Source organism: Schaedlerella sp. (genome assembly GCF_056796775.1).
This window is the reverse complement of record NZ_JBQIKP010000068.1, coordinates 1-17,927: the sequence shown is the minus strand read 5'-3', so window position 1 is coordinate 17,927 and position 17,927 is coordinate 1. Positions and strand designations below refer to the sequence as shown.

The window sequence follows — 17,927 nt, the reverse complement described above, 5'->3', positions numbered from 1 at the left end:
AACCGTTAGAAACCTTGTGCTTATACCAGCATTGGCATAAGTGTTTTTCTTATGCAGAAATTTTGCCATTTTGCGTCAAAAAATATTTATAAGTGGCCTAACATCAAGGTGCGGGAACTGTTGGTGTATTGGCTGGAACAAGTTATGAGACCGGAGCCGTCTTTTACTGCGAATAGTTACCATACATATAAAAATTGTATCGATAAGCATATTATACCACAGATAGGAAATTTAAAGATAATGACACTTAATCAGGGGCATTTAAGCAAGCTTTTCAAGTCGCTGTCGGAAAAATATACGTCTATACCTAAACTGGCAAAGACGATTTTAAATACGTCAATGAGATATGCATTAGATAAACGTTTGATTATGAACAATCCATGTACGGATGTAGATTTACCGAAACAGATCAAAAAGGATGGGTATCACACCATTGTTGTAGAGGAAGCTAGAACCTACAATCTGGAACAGGTTAAACTCTTATTAGAAGCGTCTAAGGATTCACGTATCCATATGCAGATTCTGTTTGCTCTGTTGATGGGGCTGCGTAAAAGTGAAATAAATGGCCTGAAATATTCGGATGTGGATTTTGTGCATCATAAATTAAAAATCCAACGTCAGCTTGGTGAGGATCTCCATGCGGAAGAAAATGGAAAATGTGCAAAATCAAAGTCAAAGCAGGAGATTAGACCAAAGACTCTTTCCAGTTACCGGGAATTGGATATACCTGATTATGTGTATCATGAGATTTTGGAAGAGCGAAAGCGGTATGAAAGAAATCGCAGCAGAAGGCAGAACGGAAAATGGGTTTTTCAGGACATGGGATATATATGCTGCTCAAGCTATGGACGTCCGCGAAGTAAGGATTACCATTTTAAGCATTATAAAGAGCTTTTAGAAAAAACAGGACTGCCGCATATACGTTTTCATGATCTGCGTAAGACATATGCTACACTTTTGATGAAAAACAATATTAATCAAAAAGCAGTGGCAACTGCATTAGGACACGCGAAGTCTATTATTACTGTAGATACCTATACAGATATGCAGGCGATTATAGAGGACTGTGTTGACGAATTGCATGAATTTATTTCAGAAGTTCATCCATATGATTATGCTGACAAAACCTTATTATGGGAGATGTTTCAGGAAGTAATTGAGATTCAGGGAGAGGGAAAAGAAGAAGTTGAGAGGATGGAGGGAAGAAAAAAGGAGGAAGCACAGACACCGATTGTGTACGATTACTCGGATATAACAGAACTGACAGATATAAATGAATGGTTTGCAGGAGAGGGGTAGCGGAAAACTACCTCTCTTTTTTGACCTTGAAAGCGGGGGAAGAAATTTCTTCAGATAGACTAAGAGTTTCTATTGCATTTACAGGAGGTTTCTGCTACAATGAATCAGAACAAATGTTCATGGTAAAATTAAGTCTGAGGCTTTTCTGTTATGAAGAATTATGCTATCCTGTGGTACGTAATGTTCAGATATTTTGTTTTGTGTTGCGTAGTTAGAAAATTCAGTTTTAGTGACTTTATTCGTGTAATTGGCCTTTTCGCCCACTTAGAAGTTCCTATTACACGAATTTCCGGGAAAAATTACACGAATTTACGGGCCAATAGGCATGATAGTAAGGAGGTATGTCTGTGGAAACAGGACAAAAAAATTTTAAATTAGTTTCGGAATACAAGCCTACCGGAGACCAGCCGGAAGCAATTGCGGCACTGGTAAAGGGATTCAAGGAGGGCAATCAATTCCAGACTTTACTAGGGGTTACGGGGTCTGGGAAGACATTTACGATGGCGAATGTGATACAGGAACTGAATAAGCCAACCCTTATCATAGCGCACAATAAGACGCTTGCTGCTCAGTTGTACGGAGAATTCCGTGAATATTTCCCGGAAAACGCGGTGGAATATTTTGTGTCCTACTACGACTACTACCAGCCCGAAGCCTATGTCCCTTCTTCGGACACCTACATCGCCAAAGATTCCGCCATCAACGACGAGATCGACAAACTCCGTCTCTCCGCCACCATGGCCCTTGCCGAGCGGCGCGACGTGGTCATTGTGGCCAGTGTGTCCTGCATCTACGGCCTGGGAAGCCCGGTAGACTACCAGAACATGGTGATCTCCCTGCGCCCCGGCATGACAAAGGAGCGGGACGAGCTGATGGCGAAGCTGATCGAGATCCAGTACGACCGCAATGACATGGATTTCCACCGCGGGACCTTCCGGGTTCGGGGGGACGTGCTGGAGGTGATTCCTGCTTACGAATCCGACACGGCTGTCCGGGTAGAGTTCTTCGGGGACGAGATCGACCGGATCACGGAGATCGACATCTTGACCGGGGAGATCCGGGATGAACTGAAGCACGTAGCCATCTTCCCAGCATCCCACTATGTAGTAGATAAGGACAATATTAAGCGCGCCGTACAGGATATAGAAAAAGAACTGGAAGAGCGGGTCAGGGAATTTAAGCGCCAGGACAAGCTTCTGGAGGCGCAGCGGATCGCGGAGCGGACCAACTTCGATATCGAGATGCTCAAGGAGACCGGGTTTTGCTCCGGAATCGAGAACTATTCCCGGCATCTGGCAGGGCTGGCCCCGGGACAGGCGCCCTACACGTTGATCGACTATTTTCCTGATGATTTTATCATCATGATCGACGAGTCCCACAAGACGGTGCCACAGATCGGCGGGATGTACAATGGGGACCAGTCCAGAAAATCGACGCTGGTAGACTATGGATTCCGTCTGCCCTCAGCAAAGGACAACCGCCCCTTGAACTTTGAAGAATTTGAAAGTAAAATAAACCAGATGCTTTTCGTTTCCGCTACTCCGGGCGTCTATGAAGAAGAGCATGAGCTTCTCCGCGCCGAGCAGGTCTTAAGGCCAACAGGGCTTTTAGATCCGGAGGTGGAGGTGCGTCCGGTGGAGGGCCAGATCGACGACCTGATCAGCGAAGTGAACAAAGAAGTGGCAAAGAAAAACAAAGTGCTGGTGACCACGCTGACCAAGCGGATGGCCGAGGATCTGACGGATTATATGCGGGAGGTGGGCATCCGGGTCAAGTATCTGCATTCCGATGTGGATACCCTGGAGCGGACGGAGATCATCCGGGATATGCGTCTGGACGTCTTTGACGTACTGGTGGGGATCAACCTGCTCCGTGAAGGGCTGGACATTCCGGAGATCACGCTTGTGGCCATTCTGGACGCAGACAAGGAAGGCTTCCTGCGTTCTGAAACCTCCCTGATTCAGACTATCGGCCGTGCGGCCCGCAATTCCGAAGGACATGTGATCATGTATGCGGATAAGATGACCGACTCTATGCAGATGGCCATTGACGAGACCATGCGCCGCCGGGAGATCCAGATGGCATACAACCAGGAACATGGGATCACGCCGCAGACGATTCAGAAAGCGGTACGCGACCTGATCAGCATTTCTCAGAAGGTAGATACAGGGGAAATGCTGATGGAGAAGGACGTGGAGTCCATGAGCCGGGAAGAACTGGAGAAGATGGTGGGAAAGGTGACGAAGCAGATGAAGAAAGCGGCGGCGGAACTGAACTTCGAGGCGGCGGCCGAGCTGCGTGACCAGCTGATCGAACTGAAAAAGGCACTGAATGATATGGAATCATGATGTCAGAACAGAGGTAGCCTCGGACAGAAACAGTGCAGGCAGCGGATCGATGGTCATTTGTGCGGCAGACGGCCAGCACGTGAAGCGTTCGAAAATTAGACAACAGGGGAAATCAGCCGATAAAGGCGGTGAAACCTCTTTGGCAGGCAGATCATTAATTTGAGAAAAGACAGGAGACACAATATGGGAGTAAAGATAGACGCCAGAAAATATATCAAAATACGCGGCGCAAATGAAAACAATCTGAAAAATATTGATGTGGACATTCCACGGAACGAGCTGGTAGTTCTGACCGGGCTGAGCGGTTCGGGCAAATCCTCGCTTGCCTTTGATACCATTTATGCGGAGGGGCAGCGCAGATATATGGAGTCTCTGTCTTCCTATGCCCGTCAGTTCCTGGGGCAGATGGAGAAGCCGGATGTGGAGAGCATCGAGGGTCTGTCCCCGGCCATCTCCATTGACCAGAAGTCCACCAACCACAATCCCCGCTCTACTGTGGGGACTGTGACGGAGATCTACGATTATTTTCGCCTGCTCTATGCACGGGTGGGGATTCCACACTGCCCGAAGTGCGGAAAGGAGATCAAAAAGCAGTCCGTAGACGAGATGGCGGATCAGGTCATGGCAATGCCGGAGGGCGCCAGGATCCAGCTTCTGGCCCCGGTTGTACGGGGGCGGAAGGGGACGCACGCCAAGCTGCTGGATCGCGCCAAGCGGAGCGGATATGTCAGGGTGCGTGTGGACGGCAACCTGTATGAATTGTCCGAGGAGATTGCGCTGGATAAAAATATCAAGCATAATATTGAGATTATTGTGGACCGTCTGATCGTAAAGCCGGGGATTGAGAAGCGTCTGGCGGATTCCATTGAAAGCGTGCTGAACCTGGCGGAGGGACTCCTGATCGTGGATGTGATCGGAGGGGAACCCATGAATTTCAGCCAGAGCTTTTCCTGCCCGGACTGCGGGATCAGTATTGAAGAGATCGAACCACGGAGTTTTTCGTTCAACAACCCCTTCGGGGCCTGTCCGTCCTGCTTTGGACTAGGCTATAAGATGGAATTTTCAGAGGAACTGATGATTCCCAATCCTTCTCTGAGCATCAATGAGGGCGCTATTGCGGTGCTGGGATGGCAGTCCTGTTCGGATAAGAGCAGCTTTACCAATGCGATCCTGACGGCCCTATGCGAGGAATACGGATTTGGTCTGGATACGCCCTTCGAGGAATATCCGAAGAAGATCCATGATATTCTGGTCTATGGAACAAATGGGAAATCGGTCAAAGTCCACTATAAGGGACAGCGGGGCGAAGGCGTGTACGATGTGGTCTTTGAGGGGCTGATCCGAAGTGTGGAACGGCGTTACCGCGAGACCCATTCAGAGTCCTCCAAGGCAGAATACGAGACCTTCATGAATATCACTCCCTGCTCCGAGTGTAAAGGACAGAGATTGAAGCAGACCTCCCTTGCGGTGACGGTGGGAGAAAAAAATATTGCGGAGGTTACCGCGTTTTCCATCGACAGGCTTCAGGAATTCCTGCAGAATCTGGAGCTGACAAAGACCCAGCAGATGATCGGGAATCAGATCTTAAAGGAGATTCGGGCAAGGATCCAGTTTTTGATGGATGTAGGGCTTGATTACCTGACCCTGTCCCGGGCCACTGGCTCTCTCTCCGGGGGGGAAGCGCAGCGGATCCGCCTGGCAACCCAGATCGGCTCCGGCCTGGTAGGAGTAGCCTATATCCTGGACGAGCCCAGCATCGGTCTGCACCAGCGGGATAATGATAAGCTGTTGGCCACCTTGAAGCGACTCCGTGACCTGGGAAATTCCCTGATCGTGGTGGAGCATGACGAGGATACCATGCTGGCTGCGGACTGCGTGGTAGACATCGGACCCGGCGCAGGCGAGCACGGCGGCAGGGTGATCGCTGTCGGTACTGCACAGGAGATCATGGCCTGCGAAGCTTCTGTTACAGGAGATTATCTTAGCGGCAGAAAGCAGATTCCGGTGCCTGAGACAAGGAAGCCGTTTTCAGGTTTTCTGAAGGTTGTGGGGGCACAGGAAAATAATCTGAAAAATATCACGGTCAATTTCCCTCTGGGAGTGATGACATGCGTGACCGGCGTATCCGGCTCCGGCAAAAGCTCTCTGGTAAATGAGATCTTATATAAAAAGCTGGCCAAGGAGTTAAACCGGGCCAGGACAATCCCGGGAAAGCACCGGCGCATTGAGGGACTGGATCAAGTAGACAAGGTTATCAGCATCGACCAGTCACCCATTGGAAGGACGCCCCGGTCCAATCCGGCCACCTACACAGGGGTTTTTGACCTGATCCGGGATTTGTTCGCGGCCACCCCGGATGCCAAGGCGAGGGGGTATAAAAAGGGCAGGTTCAGCTTTAATGTAAAAGGTGGACGTTGTGAAGCCTGCTCCGGAGACGGGATCATCAAGATTGAGATGCATTTCCTGCCGGACGTATATGTGCCCTGCGAGGTATGCGGCGGTAAGCGGTATAACCGGGAGACGCTGGAGGTCAAGTATAAGGGCAAGAGTATCTACGACGTCCTGGATATGACAGTGGAGGAAGCGGTCACATTTTTTGAAAATGTCCCCAGCATCAGCCGAAAGATGCAGACCCTTTATGATGTGGGACTTTCCTATATTAAGCTGGGACAACCCTCCACGGAGCTCTCCGGCGGCGAGGCGCAGCGGATCAAGCTGGCTGCGGAGCTGAGCAAGCGCAGCACAGGGAAGACCGTATACATTCTGGATGAGCCGACCACTGGCCTGCATTTTGCAGATGTACACAAGCTGACGGAAATCTTGCGCAGACTGGCGGATGACGGCAATACGGTGATCGTCATTGAACATAACCTGGATGTGATCAAGACTGCGGACTATATCATCGATATCGGACCGGAAGGCGGAGATAAAGGCGGCACCGTTGTGGCGGAAGGAACGCCGGAGGAAGTGGCTAAAAATAAAAAATCTTATACCGGGAAGTATATTGCCTCGATGCTTAACAAAAAATAACAGAAGTATATTTTTACGGAAAGCTCAAATTTGAAGAAAATCGATCCAGTTTCATAATAAATGAATAAAAAATGGAAAATCTGAAAAAAGGGCTTTCCAATTTGGTAAAAATTGATTATACTAGTGAATGGTCATAACTGGTTGCAGGTTGCGCCTTGGCCAGACGTGTTTGACAACATCAGATAAACAGACTATAAAAAACGAAGGATGAGATGTATGAAACTGTGAACAATTGTCATCGCCTTATGGGCGGATCATAGATTCACGGTTTCCGGTCAAGGAATCTCTTGGGAGAAGGATTTGTTTTAGAAGGGAGAGTTTTATATGTCTGTTGATATCGGAATAGATCTGGGGACAGCCAGTGTGCTTGTGTATGTGAGGGGCAAGGGAGTGATATTGAAGGAACCTTCCGTCGTTGCATTTGACAGGGATACCAACGTGATTAAGGCCATCGGTGAGGAAGCGCGCCTGATGCTGGGCAGGACTCCGGGGAATATCATCGCTGTGCGTCCTCTGCGGCAGGGGGTCATCTCGGATTACACCGTGACGGAGAAGATGATCAAGTATTTTGTGCAGAAGGCGGTGGGACGGCGGATGTTCAAGAAGCCGCGGATTAGCATCTGTGTACCAAGCGGTGTGACGGAGGTGGAGAAGAAAGCTGTGGAGGAAGCGACCTTTGCGGCAGGGGCTAGAGAAGTGCATCTGATCGAAGAGCCGGTGGCAGCGGCGATTGGAGCAGGGATTGATATATCCAAGCCCTGTGGAAATATGATCGTAGATGTGGGCGGCGGCACTTCAGATATTGCCGTGATCTCCCTTGGCGGCGCGGTAGTGAACACATCCATCAAGCTGGCCGGAGATGATTTTGATGAAGCAATCGTGCGGTATATGCGGAAAAAGCATAATCTGCTGATCGGGGATATGACGGCGGAAGACATTAAGATTAAGATCGGTACAACCTATCCGCTGGTAGAGGAAGAACGCCTGGAGGTGCGGGGAAGGAATCTGGTGACAGGCCTTCCGAAGACCGTGACTGTGACATCGACAGAGACCGAGGAAGCGCTGAGGGAGACTACCAGCCAGATCGTGGAGGCGGTGATCGCAGTATTAGAACAGACCCCGCCGGAGCTTTCTGCGGATATACTGGATCGGGGGATCGTTCTGACAGGAGGAGGCTCTATGCTCCGCGGGCTGGAAGAACTGATCGAAGAACGGACCGGGATTCATACTATGACAGCGGAGGATCCGCTGAAGGTCGTAGCGATCGGGACCGGACAGTTTGTGGAATTCATGAGCGGGCGAAAGGACTTTTGATCGGCCTGTGACCGTGCGATCCTTAAAGGAAATAGACAGGCTTCACCGGATGCCTGTCTTTTTGGAGTGAAAGGTAAGGAGTTGTGATTCTGCGTCATCGGTAACAGTTGTTTTCACAGTTCCTGATCAAAAGACGAAAGAGGTAGGGTATTTTGGAGACAGTAACAGGATATGTGGATCATGTCGTGTTTCGGAATGAGGAAAACGGATATACGGTATTCAACCTGGAAAGTGACGATGGAGAGGTGACCTGTGTGGGCAGCTTTCACTATATTACGGAGGGTGAGCTTCTGGAGTTGGAAGGGGAATACGTGAACCACAGCGTATACGGAACACAGCTTAAAGTACTCACCCATAAGGTCAAGGAGCCGGAAGATCTGGTGTCCATTGAGCGCTACCTGGGTTCCGGAGCGATAAAGGGGATCGGCGCGTCTCTTGCAGGACGCATTGTGCGCAGGTTTAAGGAGGATACGTTTCGGATTATGGAGGAGGAGCCGGAGCGTCTGGCCGAAATTAAGGGGATCAGCAAACGGAAGGCCCAGGAGATTGCGGTGCAGGTGGAAGAAAAAAGGGACATGCGGAAGGCCATGATCTTTCTGCAGAAGTATGGAATTTCTACCGCGCTTGCAGTGAAAATTTATGAATATTACGGATCCAGACTCTATGAAGTGCTGCAGGAGAATCCCTACCAGCTTGCGGACAACATTTCCGGGGTGGGGTTTAAGACAGCGGATGAGATCGCTTCCAGAATCGGGATCCATAAGGACTCCGATTTCCGGATCCGCAGCGGTCTGGTCTATGTACTGCAGCAGGCGGCTGTGGAAGGACACATTTACCTGCCCCAGGAGGTGCTTGCTTCACGGGCGGAACAGATTCTAAGCGTGCAGCTTCCGGAGATTGAGAAGTACATTATGGATCTCTGCATCGACCGGAAGACGGTCCGGAAGGAAGAAAACGGGCAGATCCGGATTTATCCGTCTCATTATTATTATCTGGAGCTGAATACGGCCCGTATGCTCTATGACCTGGACATTGACTGCGAGATGCCCGAGGAGATGATGGAACAGCGGCTGCGCAAGGTGGAAGAGCGTGAGCAGCTCCAGCTGGATCCCATGCAGCACCGCGCGGTGGTGGAATCCATCCGCCACGGGCTTCTGGTATTGACCGGAGGACCGGGGACCGGCAAGACAACCACCATCAATACCATGATACGGTTTTTTGAAAGCGAAGGTATGAGTATTTTGCTTGCCGCTCCCACGGGACGCGCCGCAAAGCGGATGACAGAAGCGACCGGATATGACTCTCAGACCATTCACCGCCTTCTGGAGGTGAATGGAAATCCGGAGGAAGAGGGGAGCGTCAGCGGATTTCAGCGCAATCGGGATAATCCCCTGGAAACAGACATCCTGATCATTGATGAGATGTCCATGGTGGATATCTCTTTGATGCATGCGCTTCTGTCCGCGGTCGTGCCGGGTACCCGCCTGATTCTGGTAGGGGATGTGAACCAGCTTCCTTCCGTAGGACCGGGCAGTGTATTGAAGGATATCATTTTGTCCGGGCGTTTTCCGGTGGTCACATTGACCCGGATCTTCCGCCAGGCAGGAGAGAGTGATATTGTGGTAAATGCACATAAGATCAATGCGGGGGAGAACGTGGTGCTGGACAATAAGAGCAGAGATTTCTTTTTCCTGAGAAGGCAGGAGGCCGATGTGATCATCGGTGTGGTCATTATGCTGATCCAGAAAAAGCTTCCCAAATATGTGGGCGCCCCTCCGTCGGAGATCCAGGTGATGACGCCTACCAGAAAAGGGCTTCTCGGTGTGGAACGTCTGAATTCCATACTGCAGCGCTACCTGAATCCGCCGGACCCGGGAAAGGAAGAAAAGGAGATCAACGGCAGGATCTTCCGCAAGGGAGATAAGGTGATGCAGATTAAAAACAACTACCAGATCGCCTGGGAAGTGCGTACAAAATACGGAGTGGCCGTAGACCAGGGGATGGGCGTGTTCAATGGGGACATGGGATGCATTACGGAGGTCGACCTGTACGGCGGGACGCTGGAGGTCGAATATGATGAACACCGAAAGGTGACCTATCCCTTTGAATCCACGGACGAACTGGAACTGGCCTATGCCATAACGGTACATAAATCCCAGGGAAGCGAGTATCCGGCTGTCATTCTTCCTCTGCTACCGGGACCACGGCTTTTGTACAACCGCAACCTGCTCTATACAGCCGTGACCAGAGCGAAAAAATGTCTGACAATTGTGGGGAGTGAAAGCGTATTTCAGGAAATGATCAGAAACAAAAGCGAACAAAACAGATATACCAGCCTGGCAGAGCGCATTCAGGAGTTTTAAGGCTCCTGGAGCTTCTGTATCCTCCGGTCTGTCCGTTCTGCGGTGAGGTGCAGAAGCACGGGACCGGAATCTGTGACGCGTGCAGGGAAAAACTTCCTATTATAAAAGAACCCAGATGCATGATATGCGGGAAGCCGGTCAAAACGGAGGAGCAGGAATACTGCCGTGACTGTGGGAAGCGAGCCTATGCCTTTGACCAGGGCCGGAGCCTGTGGCTGCATGTCCCGCCAGTGACGCGGGCGATCTATCAGTTGAAGTTTCACAATAAACGGTATTATGCGGATATATTTGCTGAAGAAATGGCACACTGGTACGGGGACTGGATTCGTGCCCGCGGGATAGAGGAGATCATCCCTGTGCCGCTCCATAAGTCCCGTCTGCGTGCCAGGGGCTTTAATCAGGCTGCGTTGCTGGCGGAACGACTGTCAGAAGAACTGCAGATTCCGATGGGGAGACATGCGGTATACCGGATCCGCAGGACCAGACCGCAGAAACTGCTGGATGACCGGGAGAGGGAGAAAAATTTAAAACAGGCCTTCGGCGTATCCAAACAGTGGAAGGCACCGCGCAATGTGCTACTTGTAGATGATATTTACACGACGGGCAGTACGATCCACCGTATTTCAAAAGTATTGAAAAAGGCAGGGGTGCAAAAAGTTTATTTTTTGACCATTAGCATTGGACAAGGGCTCTGAGTATATGCTATACTATAAAGTAATGGTTATAAGTATCTGTTTCGGGCTTTTCAGATACTTTCGACAGTATTCATCTGCCGTGAATATAAAGTTTAATACAATTCTGGAGGAAGCATATGCTGGATGTGAAGAGAATCAGGCTGATGGCGAGAATGGCTCAGTATGAGAAGAATGACATCAGAAATGATATGAAGATCAGCACCTATTATAAGAAGGACTATGTCAGTCTGAATACGCTGATCACGGTCCTGTGGATGACGGTAGGCTACGGGATCTTGGCGGCGTTGTTTGCGGTCTGCTATATGGATGAGATCCTGGAGAACCTGACTATCTCAAAAATTACATTTTTGGGCGGGGCAGCAGTGGCCGGTTATGTGGCGATGCTGATCGTCTATGTGATTGGCGCGGGCATTTTTTACAGGGGGCGGCATAACAGGGCAAAGCAGCGTGTGAAAAAATACTATAGAGATCTATCCCGGCTGGGTAAGATGGAAGTGAAGGAGAAAAAGAAAGTATGAGCACATTACTTGTCTGGAGAGAGCAACTGCAAATATTCTATGCAAAGTATTCCATATTTATCAGAATCGGGCTTCAATTTGCGCTGGGGTTTCTGGTATTTCACCAGATTAATTCCAATATCGGGTTTATGAAAGCCGCATCCTCAACAGCATGTACGGCTGGGTTGGCAGCAGCCTGTGCCATATTGCCGATGATCGTTATGGTGATGGCGGCGACGGCTCTGGTGCTGCTGCATTTTTATACGCTGTCTCTGCCGGTAGCCATCGTGGCGGCACTGCTGTTCCTTTTGATGTACATTTTTTATTTCCGGTTTTCCACCGGAAAGTCATGGCTGGTTTTGCTGATGGCCTGCTCCCTGGCAATGGATGTTCCGTTTGTGCTTCCGATTGCGGCGGGACTCCTTGGAACGCCTACCTGCGCGATTCCCGTTGCATGCGGTACGTTCTCCTATTATCTGATCCATCTGGTCAAAGGGTCCTCCAGTACCTTTAAGGCAGGAGATGGGGTGGAACTGGTGGAGACGCTGATCAGTTTTACCAAGCAGTCCCTGATGAATCAGGAGATGTGGATTATGGTTGCCGCAGCCGCAATCTGTATCCTCTTTGTATATTCAATCCGCATCCGTTCCGTGGATCATGCATGGAAGATCGCTTCTGCGGCCGGTGCAGTGATGGCGGTGGTGATTGCGGCGGCAGGAAATATAACCTTGAATCTGCATATCTCACTGACACCGCTGGTTGTCAGCGGGATCATCGGGGTCTTAGCAGGGCTTTTGATGGAGGTGGTGTTCCTTTCCGTGGATTATGCCAGGACGGAGTATCTGGAGTTTGAGGATGACGAATACCATTATTACGTAAAGGCTGTTCCGAAGATCGGTGTTACGGCTCCTCAAAAGAGCGTAAAGCATATCAATGAGAGACAGAACACAGGGAATGTTGGAAATAAAAAAAACTGGGTTGACAACAGTACACAGACACCTGCGTCTGCAGGGACAGGCTATCTGGACAGACCGAAAAGCGCGGATGAGATCCTGCTGGAGAGAAGCCTGAGCAAAGAACTGGGACTGGACGGAAAAGGCAAAAAATGACAGATATGACAGTAAGGTCTCCGGGCGCGGCGACTCGCTTTATCCGGAGTGGGAGGTGAGCTGATGCGGCAAGAATTACAACAGATTTTTCATAGATTTATCGGCGATCCGTATATTCCCGAGCTGCGTATCACGGATATTGTGGAGATCCTGATCATTGCGGTGGTTGTATATGAGATCATGCTGTGGATCAAGAACACAAAGGCATGGATGCTGCTGAGAGGGCTGCTGATGCTGGGGGTGTTCATTCTGGTGGCGTATGTATTCAAGATGCATGCCATCCTGTATCTCGCAAGAGAATCCATCAGTATCCTGGCATTTGCGGCACTGGTCGTATTTCAGCCGGAGCTGCGCCGCGCGCTGGAGAAGCTGGGAGAGAAGAATCTGTTCAGTAGCTTTTCTCTGTTTGACAGAGGAAGGGAAAACCTGCGTTTTTCAGACAGGACAAGGGATGCGCTTGTAGCGGCCTGTTTCAGTATGGGCAGTGTAAAAACCGGCGCCCTGATCGTGGTGGAGCGGGCCATCCATTTGACCGAATATGAGATGACGGGAATTGAGCTGGACTGTATCGTATCGGAGCAGGTACTTCTCAATATTTTTGAACACAATACACCGCTTCATGACGGCGCAGTGATCATACGCGGAGACAGGATCACATCCGCCACCTGCTATCTGCCTCTGTCAGACAATATGCAGATCAGTAAATCATTGGGGACAAGACATCGTGCCGCCCTCGGCATGAGCGAGGTCAGTGACGCAATGATCCTTGTCGTATCAGAGGAGACCGGTTACGTATCTATGGCCATGGACGGACAGCTTGTGCGGAATATGACTCCGGAGTATTTGAAGGAAAAACTGGGGCAGATCCAGAATCGTCTTTCCGATGGAAAGAAATTTGCGATGCGGAAAGGACGGAAGAAACATGAAATTTAAAATAACGCGGAATCTGGGCCTGAAAGTGGCGGCTTTGATCTTTTCTGTTTTTTTCTGGCTGATCGTGATTAATGTCAACGATCCGGTCACCACTGCGACGTATGCCAACATTCCGGTGGATTTCGTCAATGAAGAGGTTGTCAGGAATATGGGCAAGGTCTATGACTTGGTGGGGGATCCCCAGACTGTGCGTGTGACGGTTTCAGGAAAGAGATCCGTCCTGGCCAGAGTCAGGACCAGCAATATTTCAGCCATAGCGGATTTGAGTCAGATGGAGGTGAGCACATATCTGGTGCCGATCACTGCGGAGGTGAAAGGACTTGAGGGGGAAACGGTGACAACACAGGTCAACCCGGTGAATCTGCAGATCAAGATCGAAGATATGAAGAGCAATACCTATCCAATTTCCGCAAGTACGACGAATTTGGTTCCAAGAGATGGTTTTGTAGTGGGCGAGGCATCCGTGAGTCCGGAAAAGATCACCATTCGGGGGACGGAATCCAAGATCAATAATATCCATCGGGTTGTGGCAAAGGCGCGTGACTCAGCTGATTTATCCGGTCTGTCGGAGGATACGACGCTGGATGCGGAGCTGATCATTTTTGACGGCAACGACAACGTTATGGATCAGAGTCAGCTGACCAACAACCTGGGAGAACGGGGGCTCAGCCTGAATGTGCAGATACTTCGGGAAAAGAATGTACCGGTGATCCTGAACGGGGTATCCGGAAATCCAGCGAACGGATTTGTTTATACCGGCTCTACTTTGGAGCCGTCCATGGTAAAGATATGCGGTACAAAAGAGGCATTGGACTCCGTCAGCTCAATTGAGATTCCGGAATCAGCGGTCAATATTCAGGGAAAGCAGGGCAGAGAGGAAGTGACGGTAGATATCCTGCCTTATCTTCCGGATGGGATCAGCCTGTCGAAGGATGTGTCCAATAATGTTATTGTGACCGTCATGATTGAGCAGGAGGGGACAAAGACAATCCAGCTCCCGGTGGGGGCGATCCAGATCAAAAATCTGAAGGAAGACCTGAAGCTGGAATTTGAGTCGGATATGGATATCGAACTGCAGTTTACAGGGAGAGAGGAGGCTTTGGAGGTACTGGATATCCGGTATGCGGCTTCCATGGATCTAAAGAACTATAAGACGGCCGGAACATATGAAATAGCAGTAAATATCGAGACACCCTCCGGCGTGGAATTAACGAAAAACCCGACTGTCAGGATCATACTGACAGAAAAAGACGGGGGATAGGATGATTGGATATGGTAAGAGAAAGCGTGATTATTAAAAATCCCACCGGCCTTCATCTGAGGCCGGCGGGGCTGTTCTGCAAGACGGCGATGCAGTTTGGCTGTAAGATCACCATCGAGAAGACAGCCAGACCCGGCATGGTTTCCGCCAATGCGAAAAGTGTGCTCAGCGTCCTTGGGGCATGCATCAAGAGCGGGGATGAGATTACCATAGTCTGTGACGGGGAAGACGAGGAAGACGCATTAAAAGAAATGGTCCAGATCGTGAAGGATGGACTTGGCGAGTAAGGAACTGCAGAAAAAACGGATACAGATCGTGCAGGAATATCTTTGGATGTGCAGATCAAGATGTGTCAGTTATTTTTCTGTAGATTCTAAGCAAGGAGGAATTTGATATGAGCAGGGCAGCGTTGGTGGTAATGGCGGCCGGACTGGGAAGCCGATTCGGAGGGGGAATCAAGCAGCTGGAACCTGTCGGCCCAAACCGGGAGATCATTATGGAGTATTCCATCTATGATGCTGTGGAGGCTGGATTTGACAAGGTAGTATTTGTGATCCGACGCGATATCGAGACAGATTTCAGAGAGGCTGTCGGAAAAAAGATTGAGCAGATCGTGGATGTGGCCTATGTGTACCAGGAGGTTGAAGACATTCCGCCAGTACATAGGGAGCGTTTTACAGGAAGGACAAAGCCTTGGGGGACAGGACAGGCGATCCTCTGTTGCAGGAATGCGGTGGATAGTCCGTTCCTGGTGATCAATGCGGATGATTTTTATGGAAAACAGGCTTATAAGGAAGCGTACGGCTACCTGACCCATAATTCGGAGCATTCTGAACGGGAGCTCTGTATGGTGGGTTTTATCCTGAAAAATACCCTCAGCGAAAATGGAGCCGTCACCCGCGGATTGTGTCAGGCAGGTCCGGACGGCATGCTGGAGAAGGTCGTAGAGACAAGGAAGATCGAAAAAACGGAAGGCGGTGCCGTTGTACGCAGCGAAGACGGGGACAAGACTCTGGATGCAGACTGCCTGGTTTCTATGAATATGTGGGGGATGCAGCCAGGATTCTTCTCCATTTTGGAATTCGGATTTTTAGAGTTCCTGGACAAGCTGGAGGACGGGGAGCCAAAAGCAGAATATCTGCTTCCCACAATTATTGGGGGACTGCTGGAGGAAGGCAGGGTGACTGTAAAGGTGCTGCAGTCTTCGGATCAGTGGTTTGGAGTGACGTATAAGGAAGATAAGGAAAGTGTGGCCGCTTCGGTTCGGAAGCTGGTTGAGGATGGGGTGTATCCGGAGAAACTGTTTTAAGTCTGGGATTTGTGAAGCAAGAGCCGTGCGGACGGCTGTTCTGAACGGTTACGATTTGCAATATTTGAGGAACATACAGGGAATCTGTGCGGAGAGATCTGCGGCAGGTTCCCTGTTTCTACTTCATTGAATGCAAAAAAGCCTGCCAGTGTCAGAAGATCAGTATACGAATGAATTAGATGTGCTGTTCCATGAAGAACTGTAAAAATAAAAAAAACATAACATTTTGTAAAAAAAACGTAAAATAATTGAATCAATTGTAATGATTTGCCAGGTAAGAAAAAATTTATTTTTTTTTAAGAAATATATTTAGAAAGAAAAATACCACAAGATAATGTGTGAAAATAGGAAATAAATACCTATATTTAGGGGGGATTGCAATCTTAAAAACTGTCGGTTTTCGGAAACAAAATAGTTTACAAAAGAGGGTTTTGTCGAACAATAGGAAATTTCTGCCTTGAAAGTAAGGGGGGATTGATGTATAATATGAACGATGCTTGTACAAATACATAAAATATGAGGTGGACGTTATGAAGAAAGGGAAAAGCAAGAAACTTGTAGCATGGCTGCTTGCGTTTGCTATCCTGATGAGTCCCTCTACAGGCTTCCGTGCATTTGCGGAAGAAGGGGATGGGACAGATCAGGAACCTGTCGTAACTACGACTGCAGATGATACGATTGCAGACGACGGGGCAGCCACAACAGACGGTCAGGATAATGCTGATGGCAGCGTGGATTCGGTAACGGATCCGGATGATACAGCAGATCAGAATGACCCGGCGGCAGGGGGAGAGCCGCAGGCACCAGTAGATGGTAATGATCCGGCAGCCGCGGGAGATTCGGTATCCGAAGGAGACCAGACTAACCCGGAAGGTGAACCGACAGCAGAAGAAGCGACACCGGAAGAGGAGGCACCTGCAGAAGAGCCGGCTGAGCCGGAATATGAAGATGGCGGATTGATCAATAATCTGTTTATTGAAGAACAGGCGATACAAGCACCAGGAGAATTAAATGCCATCCTTTCATTTGGAGAAGGCGAAGAGCAGCTGGAGTCCGTAAAGCTGATCCTTACAGGAGACGACGGCAGGCAGAGTGAGATCCCGCTCACACAGAAGGTACTGCATTACTATCAATTTAAAAAGACCTATGAGAGTCAGGAAGCAGGAACTTATCGTGTGACTGCTTTTATATACGAATCCGAAGGACATAAAAAGCGTATTGATCTCAAAAATGTCGGGCTTTCCGCACAGTTTACCGTAAGCAACGGAGAAGAAGGCGATTGTGCAGAGGAAACGGGCATTTCGGTTACGGCCCTTACATCGGATGATATCTCAACAGAAATGACGTATGAGATTGAAAATACCATTCAGGAAGCAGCACAGGAAGCAGTGGATAATGTGAATGAAGGAGCTGTTGCGTTAGGTTCTTCCAGCACAGAACAGTCTTACAGCCGTGCGGGTGTCAGTGCAGAATTGACAGCGGCAACGGACCAGGCTGTAAGTTTAGGTTCTTATAGTGTGCCGAAGGCTTATACGGGAACTGCTGCGATGGTTATTGTTCTCGATCCGGGGCACGGTGGTTCAGACCCGGGGAGCAGTAATGAGGAGGCTGGGTTAGTAGAGAGTGAGTTAAACTGGGAGGTCGCAAATTACTGTAAAAAAGAGTTAGAAAAGAACAACGGCATAGAGGTTTATCTGACTCGCAATAATGAAAATCAAACTATGGATCTCGAAGAGAGAGTAGCTTTTGCAAAAAGTAAAAAAGCGACT

13 protein-coding genes and 1 pseudogene are annotated in these 17,927 nt (G+C 49.4%); all 14 read left to right on the top strand.

The genetic code is table 11. From position 1 onward, the window contains the following. Window positions 1–51: 51 nt before the first annotated feature. Window positions 52–225: pseudogene (locus ACTOY7_RS19915) on the top strand (hypothetical protein); the annotation flags it as partial. 15 nt (window positions 226–240) lie between these two features. Then, a complete protein-coding gene (locus ACTOY7_RS19910; protein ID WP_482672349.1) occupies window positions 241–1,299 on the top strand; it encodes a site-specific integrase in 1,059 nt (352 codons plus the stop codon). A gap of 347 nt (window positions 1,300–1,646) precedes the next feature. Then, window positions 1,647–3,647, top strand: a complete 2,001-nt coding sequence (gene uvrB, locus ACTOY7_RS19905; RefSeq protein ID WP_482671713.1) for an excinuclease ABC subunit UvrB — start codon at window positions 1,647–1,649, stop codon at window positions 3,645–3,647. Between the two features lie 183 nt (window positions 3,648–3,830). Next, window positions 3,831–6,677 carry an excinuclease ABC subunit UvrA gene (gene uvrA / locus ACTOY7_RS19900; RefSeq protein WP_160282270.1) on the top strand — a complete coding sequence of 949 codons (2,847 nt, stop codon included), beginning with the start codon at window positions 3,831–3,833 and terminating at the stop codon, window positions 6,675–6,677. Window positions 6,678–7,001: 324 nt separating this feature from the next. Next, the gene (locus tag ACTOY7_RS19895) at window positions 7,002–7,991 is read left to right on the top strand and encodes a rod shape-determining protein (protein WP_160282271.1); all 990 of its coding nucleotides are present in this window, start codon (window positions 7,002–7,004) and stop codon (window positions 7,989–7,991) included. 152 nt (window positions 7,992–8,143) lie between these two features. Then, window positions 8,144–10,354: an SF1B family DNA helicase RecD2 gene (gene recD2 / locus ACTOY7_RS19890; protein ID WP_482671712.1), complete on the top strand. Its 2,211-nt coding sequence runs from the start codon at window positions 8,144–8,146 to the stop codon at window positions 10,352–10,354. Window positions 10,355–10,359: 5 nt separating this feature from the next. Further along, the gene (locus ACTOY7_RS19885) at window positions 10,360–11,049 is read left to right on the top strand and encodes a ComF family protein (RefSeq protein ID WP_160282289.1); all 690 of its coding nucleotides are present in this window, start codon (window positions 10,360–10,362) and stop codon (window positions 11,047–11,049) included. A 116-nt stretch (window positions 11,050–11,165) separates the two neighbouring features. Next, window positions 11,166–11,567, top strand: coding sequence for a hypothetical protein (locus tag ACTOY7_RS19880; protein WP_160282273.1), 402 nt, complete (start codon window positions 11,166–11,168; stop codon window positions 11,565–11,567). Then, window positions 11,564–12,655, top strand: coding sequence for a hypothetical protein (locus tag ACTOY7_RS19875; RefSeq protein ID WP_482672347.1), 1,092 nt, complete (start codon window positions 11,564–11,566; stop codon window positions 12,653–12,655). The genes ACTOY7_RS19880 and ACTOY7_RS19875 overlap by 4 nt, the downstream gene beginning before the upstream one ends. Window positions 12,656–12,718: 63 nt before the next feature. Continuing rightward, window positions 12,719–13,588 carry a diadenylate cyclase CdaA gene (gene cdaA / locus ACTOY7_RS19870; protein ID WP_160282275.1) on the top strand — a complete coding sequence of 290 codons (870 nt, stop codon included), beginning with the start codon at window positions 12,719–12,721 and terminating at the stop codon, window positions 13,586–13,588. Further along, window positions 13,578–14,849: a CdaR family protein gene (locus tag ACTOY7_RS19865; protein ID WP_160282276.1), complete on the top strand. Its 1,272-nt coding sequence runs from the start codon at window positions 13,578–13,580 to the stop codon at window positions 14,847–14,849. The genes cdaA and ACTOY7_RS19865 overlap by 11 nt, the downstream gene beginning before the upstream one ends. Window positions 14,850–14,860: 11 nt before the next feature. Beyond that, window positions 14,861–15,136, top strand: a complete 276-nt coding sequence (locus ACTOY7_RS19860) for an HPr family phosphocarrier protein (protein ID WP_160282277.1) — start codon at window positions 14,861–14,863, stop codon at window positions 15,134–15,136. Between the two features lie 107 nt (window positions 15,137–15,243). Further along, a complete protein-coding gene (locus ACTOY7_RS19855; protein WP_482672348.1) occupies window positions 15,244–16,158 on the top strand; it encodes a nucleotidyltransferase family protein in 915 nt (304 codons plus the stop codon). Between the two features lie 530 nt (window positions 16,159–16,688). Continuing rightward, window positions 16,689–17,927 (top strand): N-acetylmuramoyl-L-alanine amidase family protein (locus tag ACTOY7_RS19850; protein WP_482672759.1); only part of this gene is annotated, 1,239 nt, incomplete at its 3' end.